Below are 17021 nucleotides of genomic sequence, written 5' to 3'. Positions count from 1 at the left end.
CGGTAGCGGAGAGAAAGGCGGATATCCTATGGCTATGACTCAGGAGAATGCGGCTTGGTTTGCGGAGACGTTTGCGCGGATGGTGGGTAATGTGGGTCTGGCTCTGTTGGGTAAGGAGGAGGTGGTGAGGTTGGCTCTGGTGACGATGCTGGCTGAGGGGCACTTGTTGCTGGAGGACGCGCCGGGGACGGGGAAGACGGCTCTGGCTCGGGCGGTGGCGGCGACGGTGCAGGGGACGCACTCGCGGATCCAGTTCACGCCGGATCTGCTGCCTAGTGATATCACGGGGGTGACGGTGTTCGACCAGGGGAGTGGGGAGTGGGAGTTCCACGCGGGTCCGGTGTTCGCGTCGGTGGTGCTGGCGGACGAGATCAACCGGGCGAGTCCGAAGACGCAGTCGGCCCTGTTGGAGGTGATGGAGGAGTCGCAGGTGACGGTGGACGGGGTGGCTCATGCGGCGGGTCGTCCGTTCATGGTGATCGCGACGCAGAACCCGATTGAGCAGGCGGGGACGTATCGTCTGCCTGAGGCTCAGTTGGACCGGTTCCTGGTCAAGACGTCGGTGGGGTACCCGGACCGGGTGGCTCTGCGTCGGGTGCTGGCGGGGTCGGCTCGTCCGGACCGGTCTCGGTCGCTGGGGGCGGTGATCGCGTCCTCGGCGGTGGCCTCGATGGCGGATCTGGCGGCGGGTAACCATGTGGAGGACTCGGTGCTGGACTATGTGGGGGCTCTGGTGGAGGCGACGCGGGGGGATGCCTCGGTGAGGTTGGGGGTGTCGACTCGTGGGGCGATCGCGATGGTGCGGGTGGCGCGGGTGTGGGCGGCTGCCCAGGGTCGGGCGTACGTGGTGCCTGATGACGTCAAGGATCTGGCTCGTAGTGTGTGGGCTCACCGTGTGGTGATGGATCCTGACGCGGAGTTCGCCGGGGCCAGTCCCGAGCAGGTCATCGACCACGCCCTGACCACCGTACCCGCACCCACCCACAGGTAGGCCGCTGCCATGTCCCAGCCACCCCCGCCCCCGCCTCCCCCTCCCTCCTCAGCGGCCCCACCCCCGCCTCCACCGCCCCCGCCGGCGCCGGCCAGGGGGCGCAGGTGGCGTCGTCGTGCCTCCGGGGGAGCTGCCGGCCAGGGGGGCCGGGGACGCTGGTGGCGCCCTGGTCGGGGTGGACCCGGCCAGGCCCGGGCCTCCGGGGCCCCGGGTGAGCGCCAGACGGGCCGGAGACGGCTGGACCCGGCCCGCCTGTGGCGCTCCCTGTCCCGCCTGGCCCCCTGGCTGGTCGCCACCGCCCGGCGCCTGTGCACCCAGGGCACCCAGGTGGCGCGCACCCGCCTCCTGGCGCCCCTGGCCGACCTCGCCCGCCGCTGTGAGCAGGTCGCCGTCCTGGGGCCCGTCGTGCGCTTTGCCAGCTCGGTCCTGGGCGCCGTCACCCCGCTGGGGTGGGGGAGCCTGGTCGTCATGGCCCTGTCCTGGTGGGCTGGCGCCACCCGCCACTGGCTGGAGGCCTGGACCCTGGCCACCGCCCTGACCCTCCTGCTGGTGGTGGCCCTGCTGTGGTCCCTGGGGCGCACCAGCTACCAGGTCACCGTCTCCCTGGCCTCCACCCGCGTGACCGTGGGGGAGCCCGCCCTGGGCAACGTGGTCCTGCGTGGCGCCGCGGGCCGGGCCGTGGGCTCCAGCACCATTGAGATGCCCGTGGGCCGGGGCCTGGCCGTCTTCCGGGTGCCCCGCCTGGGCGCGGGGCAGACGCACGAGGAGGTCTTCACCGTCCCCACCCGACGCCGCGGCCTGGTCACCGTGGGCCCGGTCACCTCCGTGCGCGGGGACGCCCTGGGGCTTGTGCGGCGCACCCAGCGCTGGACCGACCCCCTGGACCTCTACATCCACCCGCGCACCACCGCCCTGGACACCACTGCCCTGGGGTTCATCCGTGACATTGAGGGCGCGGTCACCCAGGATCTGTCCAGCTCGGACGTGTCCTTCCACGCCCTGCGCGACTACGTGCCCGGGGACGACCGGCGCAACGTGCACTGGCGCACCACCGCCCGCGTCGGACGCCTTATGGTCCGCCAGTTCGAGGAGACCCGCCGCGCCCACCTCCTGCTCGTCCTGGACCTGGACCCGGCCTCCTGGGCCGGTGACGAGGACTTTGAGACGGCCGTCAGCGTCACCGCCTCCCTGGCCCTGACCGCCCTGCGCGAGCACCGTGAGCTGAGCCTGGTCACCCAGGCGGGCGTCCCGCTGCTGCCCACCTCCACCCGGGTCCTGGACCTGCTGACCACCATTGAGCGCCTGGCCGACCGCGGTGACCTCATGGAGGTCACCCGCTGCGCCGCCGCAGCCGTCCCCGACGCCTCGGTCACCGTCCTGGTCACCGGCTCCCTGGTCCCCATTGCCAGCATCCACCGCGCCCACGTCGAGCTCCCCCTGAGCACCCGGTCTATCGCCCTGCGCGTGGACGGCGACGCCGCCCTGCGCTCCCAGCGCCTGGCCGGGCTGCCCGTCCTGACCCTGCCCGAGCTCGACCTGCTGGGCCGGGCCATGAGAAAGGTCGACTCGTGAGCGCCGACACCCCTGAGCCCGTGACCGGGCAGAGCACTGACACTCCTGAGCCCGTGACCGGGCAGACCGGGACCACCGACGGGCCCCGGGATAAGAGCGCCGGTGGGGCCGCTGGCAGGCCCGCCGGTGGGGCCGCCAGCAGTCCCGCCGGTGAGAGCGCCGGTGGGGCCGCTGGCAGGCCCGCCGGTGAGAGCGGGGGACGGGTGAGCCTGGCAGCCCGACGCCAGGCCCGCCGGCAGGCTCGGCGCGCCGCCAGGGCCGGGGGCGGACCTGAGGCCGGGGGCGGGCCTGAGGCCGGGGGTGGGCCTGAGGCCGATCAGGCGCCCGCCCGGGGCGTGGACTGGGTGAGCCTGGGCGCCGTCGTCCTCCTCCTGGGGGCCGCCGGGGCCACCCACGGCGCCGTATTCGGGGACACCAGCGGTTATACGGCGGTGGCCGGGGGCATTGCCCTGGGCAGCCTCATTGGCCTGGCCGGGGCCCGGTGGCGGTGGAGCCTGCTGGAGACGCTCCTGGCCACCACCCTGACCTACCTCCTGGCGGGCGGCGCCCTGGCCCTGCCCGCCACGACCACCTCACGCCTGGTCCCCACCCTCGCCACCCTCCAGGGGCTGGTCACCGGGGCCGTGGAGGCCTGGAAGGACCTGCTCACCCTGAGCCCGCCCGCAGGGGCCTTCGTGGGCCCCGCCATCGTGCCCTACCTGGCCGGGCTGCTGGCGTCGGTCGCCGCGGTCACCACTGCGCTGCGCACTACCCGCCGCCAGGCCTGGGCGCTGGTACCGGTGGCGGCCCTGGGGCTGGTCGGCGTGCTGTGGGGCTCCCAGAACGCCCCCCTGGCCCTGCCCGCGGCCGGGACCGTCCTGGCCACGGGCCTGCTGTGGACCTCCTGGCTGGCCCACCGGCGCCGGCGGGAGGCCGGCCGGGGCATTGTGGGCAGCCCCACGGGCCAGGGCAGGCGCTGGCTCACGGTGGCCGGGTCGCTCGCCATGGTCGCTGTCGCCCTGGTGGCGTCCGCCCTGGCCGCCCCCGTCCTCCAGGGCGGGGAGCACCGCGACGTCCTGCGTGACCACGTCCGCCCGCCCCTGGACCTGGAGGAGTACGCCTCGCCCCTGACGAGCTTCCACTACTGGGTGGACAACCAGAAGGACGCCACCCTGTTCACCGTCACCGGCCTGAAGGAGGGGGAGCGGATCCGCCTGGCCACCCTGGACGCCTACGACGGCGTCGTCATGCGGGTGGGCACCGGGCAGGGCTCCGACAGCTTCTACCGCACCGGGACCACCGTGACCGACGACGCCCTGCCCGAGGACGCCACGACCTCCACCCTGGGCATCACCATCAAGGACTACTCCGGCTACTGGATGCCCGGCGGCGGGGAGCTGCGCACCATTGACGTCACCAGCGCCGACTCCGCGGCCATTATGGACGGGCTGTACTACTCCTCGTCCCTGGGCTCGGCCCTGACCACCCGGGGCCTGAGCAGCGGGGACAGCTATAATGTGACTCTCGTCACTCCACCGGTGTGGAGCGACCAGCAGCTGACCGGGCGCGCCGGGAGCACCCTGGTCCAGCCCGAGCTCACCAACGTGCCCGACGGCGTGGGCGAGCGCCTGTCCGAGGCGGTGGGGGAGGCCGACACCCCCGTCTCCCGGGTGCGTGCCATGCAGCAGTTCTTCTCCACCCAGGGCTACTTCTCCAACGGGTCGGACGGGCTGAGCCTGCCCAGCCACTCCACCGCCCGCCTGGAGAGCCTGCTGGACGTCAACGCGGCCATGATCGGGGACGACGAGCAGTACGCCGTCGCCATGGCCCTCATGGCGCGCCAGGCCGGCTACCCCTCCCGGGTGGTCATGGGCTTCTACCCGCAGACCTACTCCGAGGGCGAGCAGAGGATCCTGGGCACCGACGCCCACGTCTGGGTCGAGGTCAGCTTCGACGGCGCCGGCTGGGTCCCCTTCGACCCCACCCCGCCGCGCGACCGGACCCCGCAGACCGAGGTCCCCAGGCCCAAGCCCAACCCGCGTCCCCAGGTCCTCCAGCCCCCGGTGCCCCCGCAGGAGCCCGCCGAGCTGCCCCCCGACATTACCGACGACCACGACCGGGACACCGACGACGCCTCCGCCTGGAGGTACTGGCTCCTCCTGGCGGCCCGCCTGGCCGGCGGCCTGCTCGTGGTCAGCTCGCCCTTCCTGGTGGTGGTCGGGCTCAAGGCGCGCCGCCGCCACCGGCGCCGTACCGGGGGCACCGGCCTGGACCAGGTCGGCGGCGGCTGGGACGAGCTCATTGACCGCGCCACCGACCTGGGCACCGGGGTGCCGCGTAGCGCCACCCGCCCGGAGCAGGCCCGCTTCCTCCAGGCGTTCACCGACGGGCGGGCGCAGGTACCCGGGAGCGTGTTCCGTCCCCAGCCTGCCCCGGGTAGTGTGGGTGCCCTGGCGGTGTCCGTGGACGGGTCGGTCTTCGGTGGCGCCGACGCCTCCCACATCCGCTCCGAGCAGGTCTGGGAGGACGCCGACGCCGTCCTGGCCCGGCTGCGTGCGGCGACCCGACGCCGTCGGCGCGTCCTGGCGGTGGTCGCCCTGCGCTCCCTGCGGGCCGGCCGCCGTGAGCGGCGCACCCGCCGGCGTGCCGAGCGCCGGGCCGCCGGGCGCACCCGCCGTCCCACCCCCTCCCGTCCCCGCGTCCGCCTGCGGCGCCCCCACTCGAATCGAGGCCGGTCATGAGCCCTACCACCGCCCCCGGGGTGCTGCCCGCCCACCTGCGTCAGACCGTGCCCGCGGGCATAGGCCGACGCTGGGCGGCCTGGTTCGTGGACTATGTGCTGTTGCACATTGTCTCGGGGATCATGCTGGTGGTCGTGTTCTCCGCCCTCCTCAGTGGGCACCCGGGGCCCCTTGCCTACGTAGTGATAGCGGTATACCTCCTGGCTGTCTTCGCCATATTCTTCTGGCCGGTGCGCATCTCCGGCCAGACCCCGGGAATGCGGCTGCTTGGGGTCGCCTACGTGCGCTGGGACCGGCCCGGGCAGGTGCTCCCCAGGGTGCTGGCCTGGACCCTGCTGGGGGCGCTGACCGGGCTGGTGAGCTTCGGCCTGGTGCCGCTCGTCGTCTTCTTCGGCACCCTGGACCCCCTCAGGCGGTCCTGGTACGAGCGGTGCGCCGGGATCTACATTATTGACGTCAGGGCCGGTGCCTGGCCGGAAGGAGCTAGGCGGGGCGTCGTCCGGGGAACCGCGTCGGTGCGGGCCACCGGGGTGGTTCCGCAGGCCGGCGCCTCCCAGGGGCACGAGGCGGCCCTGGGCGCCTGGGCGTCGTCCCCGGCCCCCGCCGGGGAGGAGAGCCTGGAGAACACCGTCGTCGGCGGCCTCGACCTGGCCGGGCGCCGTCCTCCGGTCCCCCCGCCCCCCGCGGCCTCCCCGGCACTGGCCGCCTCCTCGGCGCCTGCGGTCCCTCCGGCGCCTACGTCCTCGGCGCCCGCGGCCTCACCCGGTTTTATTACCGCCGTGCCCTGGGAGCAGGGAGCTGGCGGCCAGGGCCCCGAGGCGACGCCCGCCCCGGCATCCCCGGCGCTCTCCCCTGTCCCGCCCGCCCCGCCGGTCACGCCCTCCCAGCCCTCGGCGTCGTCGGGCCCGGTCCCGCCCGCCCCGGTAGGCCCTGTCCCGCAGCCGCCCGCCTCCCTGGTCCCGCCCGCCCCGGCCCAGCCGCCCTCCTCGCCGCTGGCCCCCGTCCCCATCCAGCGCGGAACCAGCGCCAGCGACCCGGTCGTGGTCCCTTTGCAGGTGCGTGCGGCCCAGGTCGCCGGCCCCGGGCCCGCGCCGTCGTCGGAGGAGGCGGACCGCACCGTGGCGCGCGGGTCCGGCGCCGCCCGCCTCCTCCTGGACACCGGGCAGCAGGTGGTACTGGGCGGCACCGTCCTGCTGGGACGTGACCCCGTGGCCGTGCCCCCGTGGACCGGCGCCGTCCTGGTGCCCGTCCCCGACTACTCCGTCTCCAAGACCCACGTGGCCCTGCGCCTGGAGGGATCCCGGGTGCTGGTGCACGACCTGGGCTCCACCAACGGCACCGTCGTGGTCTCCCCGGGCGGGTCGGCCACGGTGGCGGTGCCCGGGGACGTCCTCGAGGCCCCGGCGGGCTCCACCGTGCGCTTCGGGGACCGCAGCCTGAGGGTGGAGGCCTGGTGAGCGTGTCCGTGCCCCCGCCCGTCGCCCCGCCCCAGCCGCCCGGCCCCGCGGGGCCCGTCCTGCGCGTGCGCTCGGGCGCGGCCAGTGACGCCGGGCTGGTACGCAGGCACAACGAGGACTCCTACCTGGCGCGCTCCCCGGTCTTCCTGGTGGCCGACGGCATGGGGGGTCACGAGGCGGGTGACGTGGCCTCCGCCCTGGCCCTGGACGCCTTCCGGGACCTGGTCGGGCAGGACCTCGTGGGGGCGCGGGCGCTGGCCCACCGCATTGACCGTGCCGCGGTGAGCGTGGCCGGCCTGGAGCGGGCCGGGTTCGCGCCGGGGACCACCCTGACCGGCGTCGTCCTGTCCTCCCAGAGCGGCAGGCCCTGCCTGCGGGTGGTCAATGTCGGGGACTCGCGCACCTACCACGTCTCCGAGAGCTCCTTCTGCCAGGTCACCCACGACCACTCCGAGGTCCAGGAGCTGGTCGACGCCGGACGCCTGACCCCGGAGCAGGCGCGTACCTCGGGGCGCCGCAACGTCATTACCCGGGCCCTGGGGGCCGGTGGCGGCGCACAGGTCTACGCCGACCAGTTCCTCCTGCCGGCCCGTGCGGGCGACCGGTTCGTCATCTGCTCCGACGGGCTGAGCAACGAGGTCGCCGCCACCCGGATCGAGGCGGTGGCCCGGGGCGTGGCCGACCCCGGCCAGGCGGCCCGCGAGCTCGTGGGCCACGCCCTGGCCTCCGGCGGTCACGACAACGTCACGGTGGTGGTGGTCGACGTCGTCCAGGCCCTGCCTCCCTGGGAGGCGGGTGACATGGACGAGTCCACGGCCCCCAGTGTGAGCGACGACACCATCCCCCGGCTGCCCACCAGGCGGGCGGGGCACCCGGCGCACCTCGCGCCACCGGCACGCAGCCACGGCCACCAGCACCAGGAGACGGAGGAGCCATGAGGACGACACCGAGGTGGATCCCGGGAGGCGTGCCCCTGGCAGTGTCCCCGCGCGGCCTGGTCGCACTGCGTGAGGACCTGGGGCTCCTGGAGAGCATGTGGCAGGAGACGGAGGCCGGGCAGGGGCTGGAGGAGGTCCTCCAGGTCCTGGTGCGCGCCCACGGCAACGACGTCTTCACCCTGCCCGACTTCCTGGCCGTGTCCGTGGAGGAGGACGCCGTGCGGGTCGTGGGGCGCGGGGCCTTCCAGGTCCGGGTCGTGGCCGACGGCGGCGAGCAGGTCTTCAGCGCCCCCAGGGTGGTGGTCTGGGACGAGGCCTGCTTCACCGGCGTCCGGGACCTCACCGTGGTCCTGGAGTCCGCCGACGTCGGGACGACGCCGGGCCTGCCGCTGCGCTCGGGCCTGGTGGAGGCCAGTACCCTGACCTGGCAGGAGCCGGGTACCGGTCCGGTGCCCGCGGACCGGGGGGCCGGTGAGCCGGTGCCCGACCCGGTCACCCCGGTGCCCAACCCGGTGCCTGGCCCCGGGGCGCCCGTCACGGCCCCCGCGGTGGTGGCCGGGCCGGTCGTGGCCGCCGAGTCGGCCGTGTTGGCCGGGCCTCCTGCCGTGCTGGGTGGGCCTGCTGTGGCGGGCGTGCCAGCGCTCCCCTCCCCGGGAGGCGCGCCCCTGGAGCCCGCGCCCGCGGAGCCGGCGGGGCGCGTCCCCGCGACCTGGCCTGCGGCCCCCGTCCCGGAGCCTGTGCCTGCGGAGCCGGCGTCCCTGGAGCCCGCGCCCGCTGGCGACGCCGGGGCGACCCTGCGGCCGGAGGACGTGGACCCCTACGCCGGGCCCCGGTGGGCGCAGGGTGCCCAGGAGACCGCGGTTCCCGGCCCTGAGGACCAGGTCGGCAGCCTCAGTGCTCCTGAGACGCCTGGGACTCCTGAGGTTTCCGATGCTCCTGGAACGCCTGGAATGCCTGAGGCTCCTGATGTGCCTCATACTCCTGAGGCTCTTGAGGTCTCTGGTGCTCCTGGGGCTCCTGTGGCGCCTGGGGCCGGCCTCGAGGGGCCGGGGGACCAGCCCGGCCCCGGGGTGCCGTCCTACGCCCCGGACCCGGCCCAGTCCGCACCTCCGGTCCCGGCCGTGCTCCCAGTCCCGGTCCCGGCCGTACCCCTGCCCGCGCCCCCGGCTCCCATCCCGGCCGCACCTCCGGTCCCGGCCGCACCTCCGGTCCCGGCCGCACCTCCGGCTCCGGCCCGGCCGCCCCAGGACCCCGGACCGGCCAGCGTGGAGCAGGTCGAGGAGGACTACTTCGGCCACCTCTTCGATGCCACGTCCCTGACCCCGCACCGGGTCGAGGACGCCGCCATCCGCCAGGTCCACTGCGACGACGTCAGCCCCCTGGATGCGGTCAGCGCACGCCACCAGCCCCAGGGCGACCCCCAGGCGCCGGGGACGGGCCAGGTCCCGGACCCGCCCGGCGGGGCTTCGGGCGAACTCCCGGGTGGGCCTCCCGGTGGGCTCCCGGACCCATCCGGCGGGCTCCCGGGTGGGTCCCCCGGCGGGGCCCCGGCCGCGGGGGATGGCTGGCGGCACGACGGGCGCACGGTCTCCTCGGCCCGGCTGCGTGCGGAGTACCAGGCCGCCCTCTCCCAGGGAGGCGACGCCGCTGCCCCGCCAGCCCCGGCGGGCGCCACAGGCCTGCCCGGCGGGACCCCAGGCGAACTCCCGGGCCAGGTCCCGGACCCGCCCGGCGGGCTCCCGGCTGCGGGGGGTGACTGGCGGCATGACGGGTGCACGGTCTCCTCGGCCCGGCTGCGTGCGGAGCACCAGGCCCTGGGGACGGGCCTCCCCCTGCCTCCGGGGACGGGGACGGTGCCGGACGGATCCGCGCCCATGGTCCTGGCCGCCTTCTGCCCCGCCAACCACCCCAACCCCGTGCACGCCAGCAGGTGCCGGCAGTGCGGCGCCGAGGTGACCTCGGCCACCGGCATGGTCCGGCGTCCGCCCCTGGGGCTGCTGCGCGCGTCCACCGGCGCCACCGCGGTGCTGGACGCCGACGTCGTCGTCGGGCGCAGGCCCCAGGTCACCGCCCGCTCCGGGGGCCCCACCCCCCACCTCATTGCCGTGGCCAGCCCCGACCTGGGCATCTCCAAGTCCCACTGCGCCATCCGCGTGGAGGGCTGGGACCTGACCGTGGAGGACCTGCGCTCACGCAACGGCACGGTCCTGCTGCGCCCCGGTGAGGCCCCCCACCGCGTCCCCGAGCACGGCAGCACGTTCCTGCGCACAGGCGACGTCATTGACCTCGGTGAGGACGTCACCCTGACGATTGAGGAGGCACGGTGAGTACCGCACAGCCCCAGGCCCCAGCCGTCCCCGGAGCCACCCCCAAGGGGTTCCTGGGGGCAGGAGGGTTCGCCGACGTCTTCCTCTACGAGCAGGCCGTCCCGCGCCGCGACGTCGCCGTCAAGGTGATCCGCCAGGGGACGACGCCCGCCCAGCGCGCCCACTTCGAGGCCGAGGCCAACCTCATGGCCCGCATGTCCTCCCACCCCTCGATCCTGTCCGTCTACGGGGCTGGGACCGTGGAGGGCGGCCGCAACTACCTCATGATGGAGTACTGCCCGCCGCCCCACCTGGGCAGGCGTGCGGCCGCCCACCCCCTGAGCGTGGCCCAGGCCCTGGAGGTGGGGATCCAGGTGGCCGGTGCCGTGGAGACCATCCACCGGGCCGGGTACCTGCACCGGGACATTAAGCCCGCCAACATCCTGCTGACCTCCTTCAAGCACCCGGTGCTCACCGACTTCGGGATCGCCACCCCGATCAAGGACCAGGTCGTCGGCGACGAGTTCGGCGGCGCCTCCCCGCCCTGGGCGTCGCCCGAGCAGCAGACCGACGAGGAGGCCCTGACCCCCGCCGCGGACGTGTACTCCCTGGCGGCGACGGTCTACACCCTCCTGTCGGGGCGCTCCCCCCACGCGGACGCCACCGGCCGTGACGACAGCCGGATGGCCCTGTACCGGCGGGCCCTGGCCGGTCAGATACCGCCGATCGGGCGCCCCGACGTGCCCGACCAGCTTGAGCGCGTCCTGCGCACGGCCATGGCCGTGCGTCCCTCCGGGCGCTACCCCACCGCCTACGCCTTCGCCCGCGCCCTCCAGCAGATCCAGACCGACCTGCACCTGGGCGTCACGGCCCTGGACGTCATGGAGGAGGAGCTGGCCCCCGCCCCCGGGCCCGACGGCGCGGACGCCACCGTCCTGCGACCGGTCACCTCGATCGACCCCACCGGCACCCGGCCGGGCCCCGCTGGCACCCGGCCGGGCCCCACCGGCAGCGACGACACCCGCTCGGTGCCCCGCGCCCCGCGCCCGGGGATGCCGCCTGCCGCCCTGCCGTCCGGCGGCCCGCCCCCCGGTGCCCTCCCGCCCTCGTCGCCCGACGGGGCGGACGCCGCGCGGCACCGCCCTGAGCCCCCTCAGGACGGCCCCGGCGCCCAGGCCCCTGACGGCCCACAGCACGCCGGTGGCGGGGGCGACGGCCAGGACCACGCCGACCGACGTCCCCGGCCCCGGACGGTCCTGGTCAGTCTCCTGGCCGTGTTCCTGGCCGCGGGCGTCGGCCTCCTGGCCTACCGGGCGCTGGTGCGCCAGGAGCCGACCACCTACGCCACCTCCACCGCCCGGCCCTCGGCCACCTCCAAGCTCAAGCCGCCCCCGGGGGTCCCCAACGGCCCCGCCGTCACCGACCTCACGGCGGTGCTCAGGGACGGCGTCGTCCGCCTGACCTGGATGTGGGAGGGGGACACGCAGGGGGTGACCTTCCTGTACCGCGTCAACGACCCGGCCTCCCCCCAGCCGGTCCAGGAGACCACCGAGCTGACGGCCACGGTCAACCCCCTGCCCGGGCGCACCTGCGTGGAGGTCGTGGCCCGCTCCCAGGACGGGACCACCTCGGCCCCGGTGACCACCTGCGTGCCCACGCCATGAGCGGGCAGGACGAGGCGCTGGTCCTCGACTTCGCCGGGGAGATCCACCGGATCCCCCGCGACCAGGCCTTCACCATCGGGCGGGAGGGGGACCTCGCCCTGGACGACAACCTCTTCCTCCACCGGCGCTTCCTTGTCCTGCAGTGGCAGTCCGGGCTGTGGTGGGTGGTCAACGTCGGCAGCCGCCTGGGGACCACCGTGGCCGAGGCGGAGGGCAGCTCACGCTCCTGGGTGGCCCCCGGCGCCCGGGTCCCCTTGGTCTTCCCCCGCATGGCGCTGGTCTTCACCGCGGGTGCGACCACCTACGAGATCCTCCTGGAGGTCCCCGGCCCCCTGTACGAGGTCAACCCCCCTGAGCCGGGGCCCTCCCAGGGGGAGACCACGGTGGGGCAGGTCAGTCTCACCCCCAGCCAGCACCTGCTCATCCTGTCCCTGGCCGAGCCCTGGCTGCGGCGCACCGGGACCGGGCCGGTGGACCTGCCCCGCAACGCCGACGCCGCCGCCCGCCTGGGCTGGTCCATGACCCGCTTCAACCGCAAGCTGGACAACGTCTGCGACAAGCTGGACCGGCTGGGGGTCAAGGGGATGCGGGGCGGGCCGCGCTCCCACGCCTCCTACCGCCGTAACGCCCTGGTGGAGTACGCCCTGGCGGCGCGCCTGGTCACGGTCAGGGACCTGCCGCTGCTGGATCACGCCGCTGACGGCTCCACCCCGCCCACCTCGCCTACCGCCCCACCCGGGCCCCGCCCCACTCCGCCCGGGCCCCGCCCTGTCCCGTCCGGGCCCCGCACCGCAGCCCCCGCCCGCCCGCAGAGCACAGGAGAGACCGTATGAAGATCCGTCTGAGCGTGCGCGGCCGCGCCGGCCAGGCCACCAACCTCCAGGTGACCGCCGACGCCACCGCCACCGTGGGCGACGTCGCCGCCGCCCTGGCCAGCGCCGGCCCGCTCAAGGCCGGTGACCCGGTGGACTCCGGCACGGTGACCCTGCGGGTCCTGGACCCCGACGGCGCCCACCCGCCCACCGTCCTGACCCCCGTGACCCCCCTGGACGAGTCGGGGCTGGGCAGCGGCGACGTCGTCGACCTCGCCCCCGTGCCCAAGGAGCACGCGCACGCCATGGAGGCCGCCGTCGTCCAGGTCCTCAGCGGGCCCGACGCCGGGACCTCCTTCCCCCTGCCCCCGGGCTCCACGGAGGTGGGGCGCTCGCGGCACTGCGGCGTCGTGCTCAACGACCCCCTGGTCTCCAAGCGGCACATGCGCATTACCGTGGGCACCCAGGTGGAGGTCCACGACCTGAACTCGGCCAACGGCGTCACCGTGGCCGACCAGCGGGTCCAGCGCCTGGCCGTCAGCACCCAGGACGTGGTCACGGTAGGGGAGACGAGCCTGCGGATCAGCCTGCTGACCACCGCCAGCAACGTCCCGGGGACCCGCTCGGGCTCAGGCAGCACCGACGTGCCCTACCTGCGCTCACCACGGGTGATACCCCGCACCCCGCACGAGAAGATCACCCTGCCCACCCCGCCGCGCTTCCAGCCGGCCCAGCGCTTCCCCCTGCTGGCGCTGGTGGCCCCCCTGGTCATGGGGGCGGGCATGTACCTGTTCAGCCGCAACGTGATGAGCCTGGTGTTCGTGGGCCTGTCCCCGGTGCTCATGATCGGCACCTGGGCGGAGCAGCGGCTGCGGCGCAGGCAGGAGTGGAAACGTGACCGGCGTCGCTTCGCTGAGGCGGTGGTGGACGCGCGCGCCAACCTGGTGCGGGTCTTCGCCCGAGAGCGCCAGGCACGCACCGCCCAGTACCCGTCGGTCAACGACGTCTACGCCGACGTCATGGGGCTGGGCCCGGCGCTGTGGTGCCGCCGTCCCGAGCACCCCGAGTTCCTCCAGCTGCGCCTGGGGCTGGGGACCGACACCCCCCGCACCGAGATCGAGGAGCCGCACGCCCAGGACGCCGTCAAGGAGCACCGTCAGGCCCTGATGGTGCTGCGGGAGCGGTTCTCCACCATTGACCAGGTGCCGATCGTGGTCAACCTGCGGGAGGACGGCTCCCTGGGCCTGTGCGGCGCGGCCCCCGACCTGGAGGGGGCCACCCGGGCCGTGGTCGCCCAGCTCGTCAGCCTCCACTCGCCCGCCGAGGTGGCCCTGGTGTGCCTGACCGACACCACCGGGCGGGGGCGCTGGGACTGGGTGGAGTGGCTGCCCCACACCTGCTCGCCCCACTCGCCCCTGGGTGACCTCCACCTGGCCTCCGACGGCGCCACCGGCATGGTCCTGCTGGCCCGCCTCGAGGAGCTCATCGCCCAGCGGGGCGCCACCGAGCCGACGCGTCGCGGCCCCACCGAGGAGGAGGACGACGACAGCGGTGACGACGCCCACGTCCCCGCCGTCGTGGTGGTGGTGGACAACCCCGCCGTGGACCGGGCCCGGCTCATCCGCGTGGTGGAGCAGGGCCCCGACGTGGGCGTCCACACCATCTGGATCGCCCCGCAGGTCACCGAGCTGCCCGCCGCCTGCCGCAGCTTCCTCCAGCTCGCGCCCACGGGCCAGGGCGTGGGCGGCACCGTGGGCTACGTGCGCCGCTCCCGGGCCGCCACCGACGTGGTCCCCGAGTCCCTGAGCCACGACCAGGTCCGTCACCTGGGACGCCACCTGGCCCCCGTGGTGGACATGGGCGTGCCCGTGGACGACGACTCCGACCTGCCGCGCTCCATCTCCTTCGTGGGGCTCACGGGCGAGGAGCTGGCCGACTCCGCCGACGCCCAGGTGGGGCGGTGGCGGGCCAACCACTCCGTCATCGACCACGACGGCCCGGCCGTGCCCCTCAAGCAGGCCCTGAGCCTGCGCTCCCTGGTGGGGCAGGGGGCGGAGGCCCCCCTGGCCCTGGACCTGCGCACCCACGGCCCCCACGCCCTGGTGGGCGGCACCACCGGCGCGGGCAAGTCCGAGTTCCTCCAGTCCTGGGTGCTGGGCATGGCCCAGGCCCTGTCCCCGGACCGCCTGACCTTCCTGTTCGTGGACTACAAGGGCGGCAGCGCGTTCGCCCGCTGCACCGAGCTGCCCCACTGCGTGGGCCTGGTCACGGACCTGTCGCCCTACCTGGTTCGCCGGGCCCTGACCAGCCTGAGGGCCGAGCTGCGCCACCGCGAGCACCTGCTCAACGAGAAGGGCGCCAAGGACCTGGTCACCCTGGAGAAGATGGGTGACCCCGACTGCCCGCCCAGCCTGGTGATCGTGGTCGATGAGTTCGCGGCCCTGGCCACTGAGGTCCCCGAGTTCGTCGACGGCGTCGTGGACGTGGCCCAGCGGGGCCGCTCCCTGGGCCTGCACCTCATCCTGGCCACCCAGCGCCCGGCGGGCGTCATCAAGGACAACCTGCGGGCCAACACCAACCTGCGGGTGGCCCTGCGCATGGCCGACGAGTCCGACTCCCAGGACGTCCTGGGGGAGAAGACCGCCGCCCACTTCCCGCCCGAGATCCCCGGGCGCGCGGCCGCCAAGACCGGGCCGGGGCGCATCACCCAGTTCCAGTCCGCCTACCCGGGGGCGCGCACCACCTCGGAGGTGTCCACCGCCCCGGTGGGGGTGGACGAGATGACCTTCGGGATGCCCCGCCCCTGGCAGGTGGCCCGCGTGGAGGTCTCCACCGAGTCCGTGCCCCAGGACATTGACAGGGTGGTGGCCACGATCAGGGCGGCCTCGGAGTCGGCCCGGATCCCCTCGCCCCGCAAGCCCTGGCTGGAGGAGCTGGCCCCCACCTACGACCTCAACCGCCTGCCCCAGCGCCGCGACACCGAGCTGCTCCTGGGGGTGGTGGACGACCCCGACCACCAGGACCAGCACCCGGAGTACTTCCGCCCCGACGACGAGGGGCACATTGCCTTCTACGGGGCCTCCGGCTCGGGGAAGTCCACGGCGCTGCGCTCCCTGGCGATCGCCGCGGCCATTACCCCGCGCTCGGGCCCGGTGGACGTCTACGCCCTGGACGCCGCCGGCGGGGGCCTGGCCATGCTGGAGTCCCTGCCGCACGTGGGGGCGGTGGTGGAGGCCGACGACGACGAGCGCGTCACCCGCCTGCTGCGCTACCTCACCGACCTCATTGACACCCGCAGCGAGCGCTACGCCGCCGCCCGCGCCGCCACCATCACCGACTACCGGCGTATCTCGGGCAACCAGGAGGAGCCGCGCATCCTGCTCCTGGTGGACGGGATCGGGTCGTTCAGGACCGAGTACGAGAAGAACTCCGACGGCCTGGCCGTCCTGGACCTGTTCCAGCGGATCCTGGTGGACGGGCGCGGCGTGGGGGTGCACGTGGCGGCCGGGGCCGAGCGCCCCCAGGCGATCTCCACCTCCATGGCAGGGACCTTCCAGCGCAAGGTGGTCCTACGCCAGACGGACGAGGAGGGCTACATGTACTTCAACCTGCCCAAGGACGTCCTGTCCCCCAAGAGCCCGCCGGGACGCGCCATGCAGGTGGACCGCAAGGACGAGGAGCTCCAGCTGGCCATCCTGGGCGACAATGTCAATGTCCTGGCGCAGTCGCGCCTGGTGGAGTCCTTTGGCCACTACCTGGAGCGCCGGGGACGGACCAGGCCGACAGGGGTGGGCAAGCTGCCCGACGAGCTCTCGGCCTCCGCGCTGCCCAAGACCGTGGCAGGCCTGCCGACCCTGGGAATGTCCTCTGACACGCTGGGGCCGTGGGGCTACACCCCGGTGGGGGCGGTCCTGGTGGCCGGGCAGGCCGAGTCCGGTGGCGTTACCGCCCTGCGCTGGCTGGCCACCACCCTCAGGGCCTGGGATCCGGACGTGGTACGTATCCACATCTCCGGCCGCCGCTCGTCCCTGGCCCGCGTCGAGGGCCTGTGGGACACCTCTGTCACAGGCGATGAGCGGATCCGTGACGCCCTGACCGCCGCCAGTGAGGTCCTGTCCGCCGAGGCCCCTGAGGGGCACCCGCAGGTGGCCCTCTTTATTGAGGGCTACCCCGAGTTCCTCCAGACCCCGGTGGAGATGCCGCTCATAGACGCGGTCAAGAAGGCCAAGCGCAACGGCCACCTGGTGGTGGCCGAGGGGGAGACCTTCCAGTGGAACTCCTCCTGGCCTCTGCTCCAGGAGGTCCGTAACGCCCGCACCGGCCTGCTCCTCCAGCCCGACTCCATGGACGGGGAGATGCTCCTGCGCACCGACATCCCCAAGGTCCGCCGCGGCGAGATGCCCCCCGGGCGGGGCTACTGGGTGAGTGCGGGCAAGGCCGTGAAGGTCCAGATCCCGCTCGTGGAGTGAGGCGCGCTCGCAGCCGGTACCGGTTCGCTCGGGCCGACCGCCGCGGTGGGCTCGATGGGGATCTCTCCCCATCGACACCACGGGCCTGCTGC

9 protein-coding genes are annotated in these 17021 nt (G+C 74.5%); all 9 read left to right on the top strand.

Annotated elements, in window-relative coordinates; genetic code table 11:
- The first annotated feature begins 28 nt into the window (after window positions 1–28).
- Genes JJJ15_RS04485 through JJJ15_RS04445 form a run of 9 tightly spaced genes read left to right on the top strand, consistent with a single transcriptional unit; the run spans window position 29 to window position 16929 of the window.
- Window positions 29–991, top strand: a complete 963-nt coding sequence (locus JJJ15_RS04485; protein WP_106109649.1) for a MoxR family ATPase — start codon at window positions 29–31, stop codon at window positions 989–991.
- A 9-nt stretch (window positions 992–1000) separates the two neighbouring features.
- The gene (locus JJJ15_RS04480; protein ID WP_200511570.1) at window positions 1001–2563 is read left to right on the top strand and encodes a DUF58 domain-containing protein; all 1563 of its coding nucleotides are present in this window, start codon (window positions 1001–1003) and stop codon (window positions 2561–2563) included.
- Complete coding sequence (locus tag JJJ15_RS04475; protein WP_200511569.1) at window positions 2560–5283, top strand: transglutaminase-like domain-containing protein; 2724 nt, start codon at window positions 2560–2562, stop codon at window positions 5281–5283. Before JJJ15_RS04480 ends, JJJ15_RS04475 begins: the two co-directional genes overlap by 4 nt.
- Window positions 5280–6740 carry an RDD family protein gene (locus JJJ15_RS13395; RefSeq protein WP_200511568.1) on the top strand — a complete coding sequence of 487 codons (1461 nt, stop codon included), beginning with the start codon at window positions 5280–5282 and terminating at the stop codon, window positions 6738–6740. Before JJJ15_RS04475 ends, JJJ15_RS13395 begins: the two co-directional genes overlap by 4 nt.
- Window positions 6737–7678 (top strand): protein phosphatase 2C domain-containing protein, encoded by a 942-nt coding sequence (locus tag JJJ15_RS04465; RefSeq protein WP_200511567.1) that lies wholly within the window; start codon window positions 6737–6739, stop codon window positions 7676–7678. The genes JJJ15_RS13395 and JJJ15_RS04465 overlap by 4 nt, the downstream gene beginning before the upstream one ends.
- Window positions 7675–10005 carry an FHA domain-containing protein gene (locus JJJ15_RS13390; RefSeq protein WP_281433033.1) on the top strand — a complete coding sequence of 777 codons (2331 nt, stop codon included), beginning with the start codon at window positions 7675–7677 and terminating at the stop codon, window positions 10003–10005. Before JJJ15_RS04465 ends, JJJ15_RS13390 begins: the two co-directional genes overlap by 4 nt.
- Window positions 10002–11648: a serine/threonine-protein kinase gene (locus JJJ15_RS04455; RefSeq protein WP_200511566.1), complete on the top strand. Its 1647-nt coding sequence runs from the start codon at window positions 10002–10004 to the stop codon at window positions 11646–11648. Before JJJ15_RS13390 ends, JJJ15_RS04455 begins: the two co-directional genes overlap by 4 nt.
- Window positions 11645–12481: a hypothetical protein gene (locus JJJ15_RS04450; protein WP_246742149.1), complete on the top strand. Its 837-nt coding sequence runs from the start codon at window positions 11645–11647 to the stop codon at window positions 12479–12481. Before JJJ15_RS04455 ends, JJJ15_RS04450 begins: the two co-directional genes overlap by 4 nt.
- Complete coding sequence (locus tag JJJ15_RS04445; protein ID WP_200511565.1) at window positions 12478–16929, top strand: FtsK/SpoIIIE domain-containing protein; 4452 nt, start codon at window positions 12478–12480, stop codon at window positions 16927–16929. The genes JJJ15_RS04450 and JJJ15_RS04445 overlap by 4 nt, the downstream gene beginning before the upstream one ends.
- Window positions 16930–17021 lie beyond the last annotated feature (92 nt).

The organism is Actinomyces sp. HMT897, assembly GCF_016626125.1.
GTDB lineage: Bacteria > Actinomycetota > Actinomycetes > Actinomycetales > Actinomycetaceae > Actinomyces.
This window is presented reverse-complemented; position numbering and strand designations above follow the sequence as displayed.

Coding starts and splice junctions, on each gene's coding strand:
- JJJ15_RS04485 (WP_106109649.1), top strand. CDS start 29: ATGGCTATGACTCAGGAGAATGCGGCTTGGTTTGCGGAGACGTTTGCG.
- JJJ15_RS04480 (WP_200511570.1), top strand. CDS start 1,001: ATGTCCCAGCCACCCCCGCCCCCGCCTCCCCCTCCCTCCTCAGCGGCC.
- JJJ15_RS13395 (WP_200511568.1), top strand. CDS start 5,280: ATGAGCCCTACCACCGCCCCCGGGGTGCTGCCCGCCCACCTGCGTCAG.
- JJJ15_RS13390 (WP_281433033.1), top strand. CDS start 7,675: ATGAGGACGACACCGAGGTGGATCCCGGGAGGCGTGCCCCTGGCAGTG.
- JJJ15_RS04450 (WP_246742149.1), top strand. CDS start 11,645: ATGAGCGGGCAGGACGAGGCGCTGGTCCTCGACTTCGCCGGGGAGATC.
- JJJ15_RS04445 (WP_200511565.1), top strand. CDS start 12,478: ATGAAGATCCGTCTGAGCGTGCGCGGCCGCGCCGGCCAGGCCACCAAC.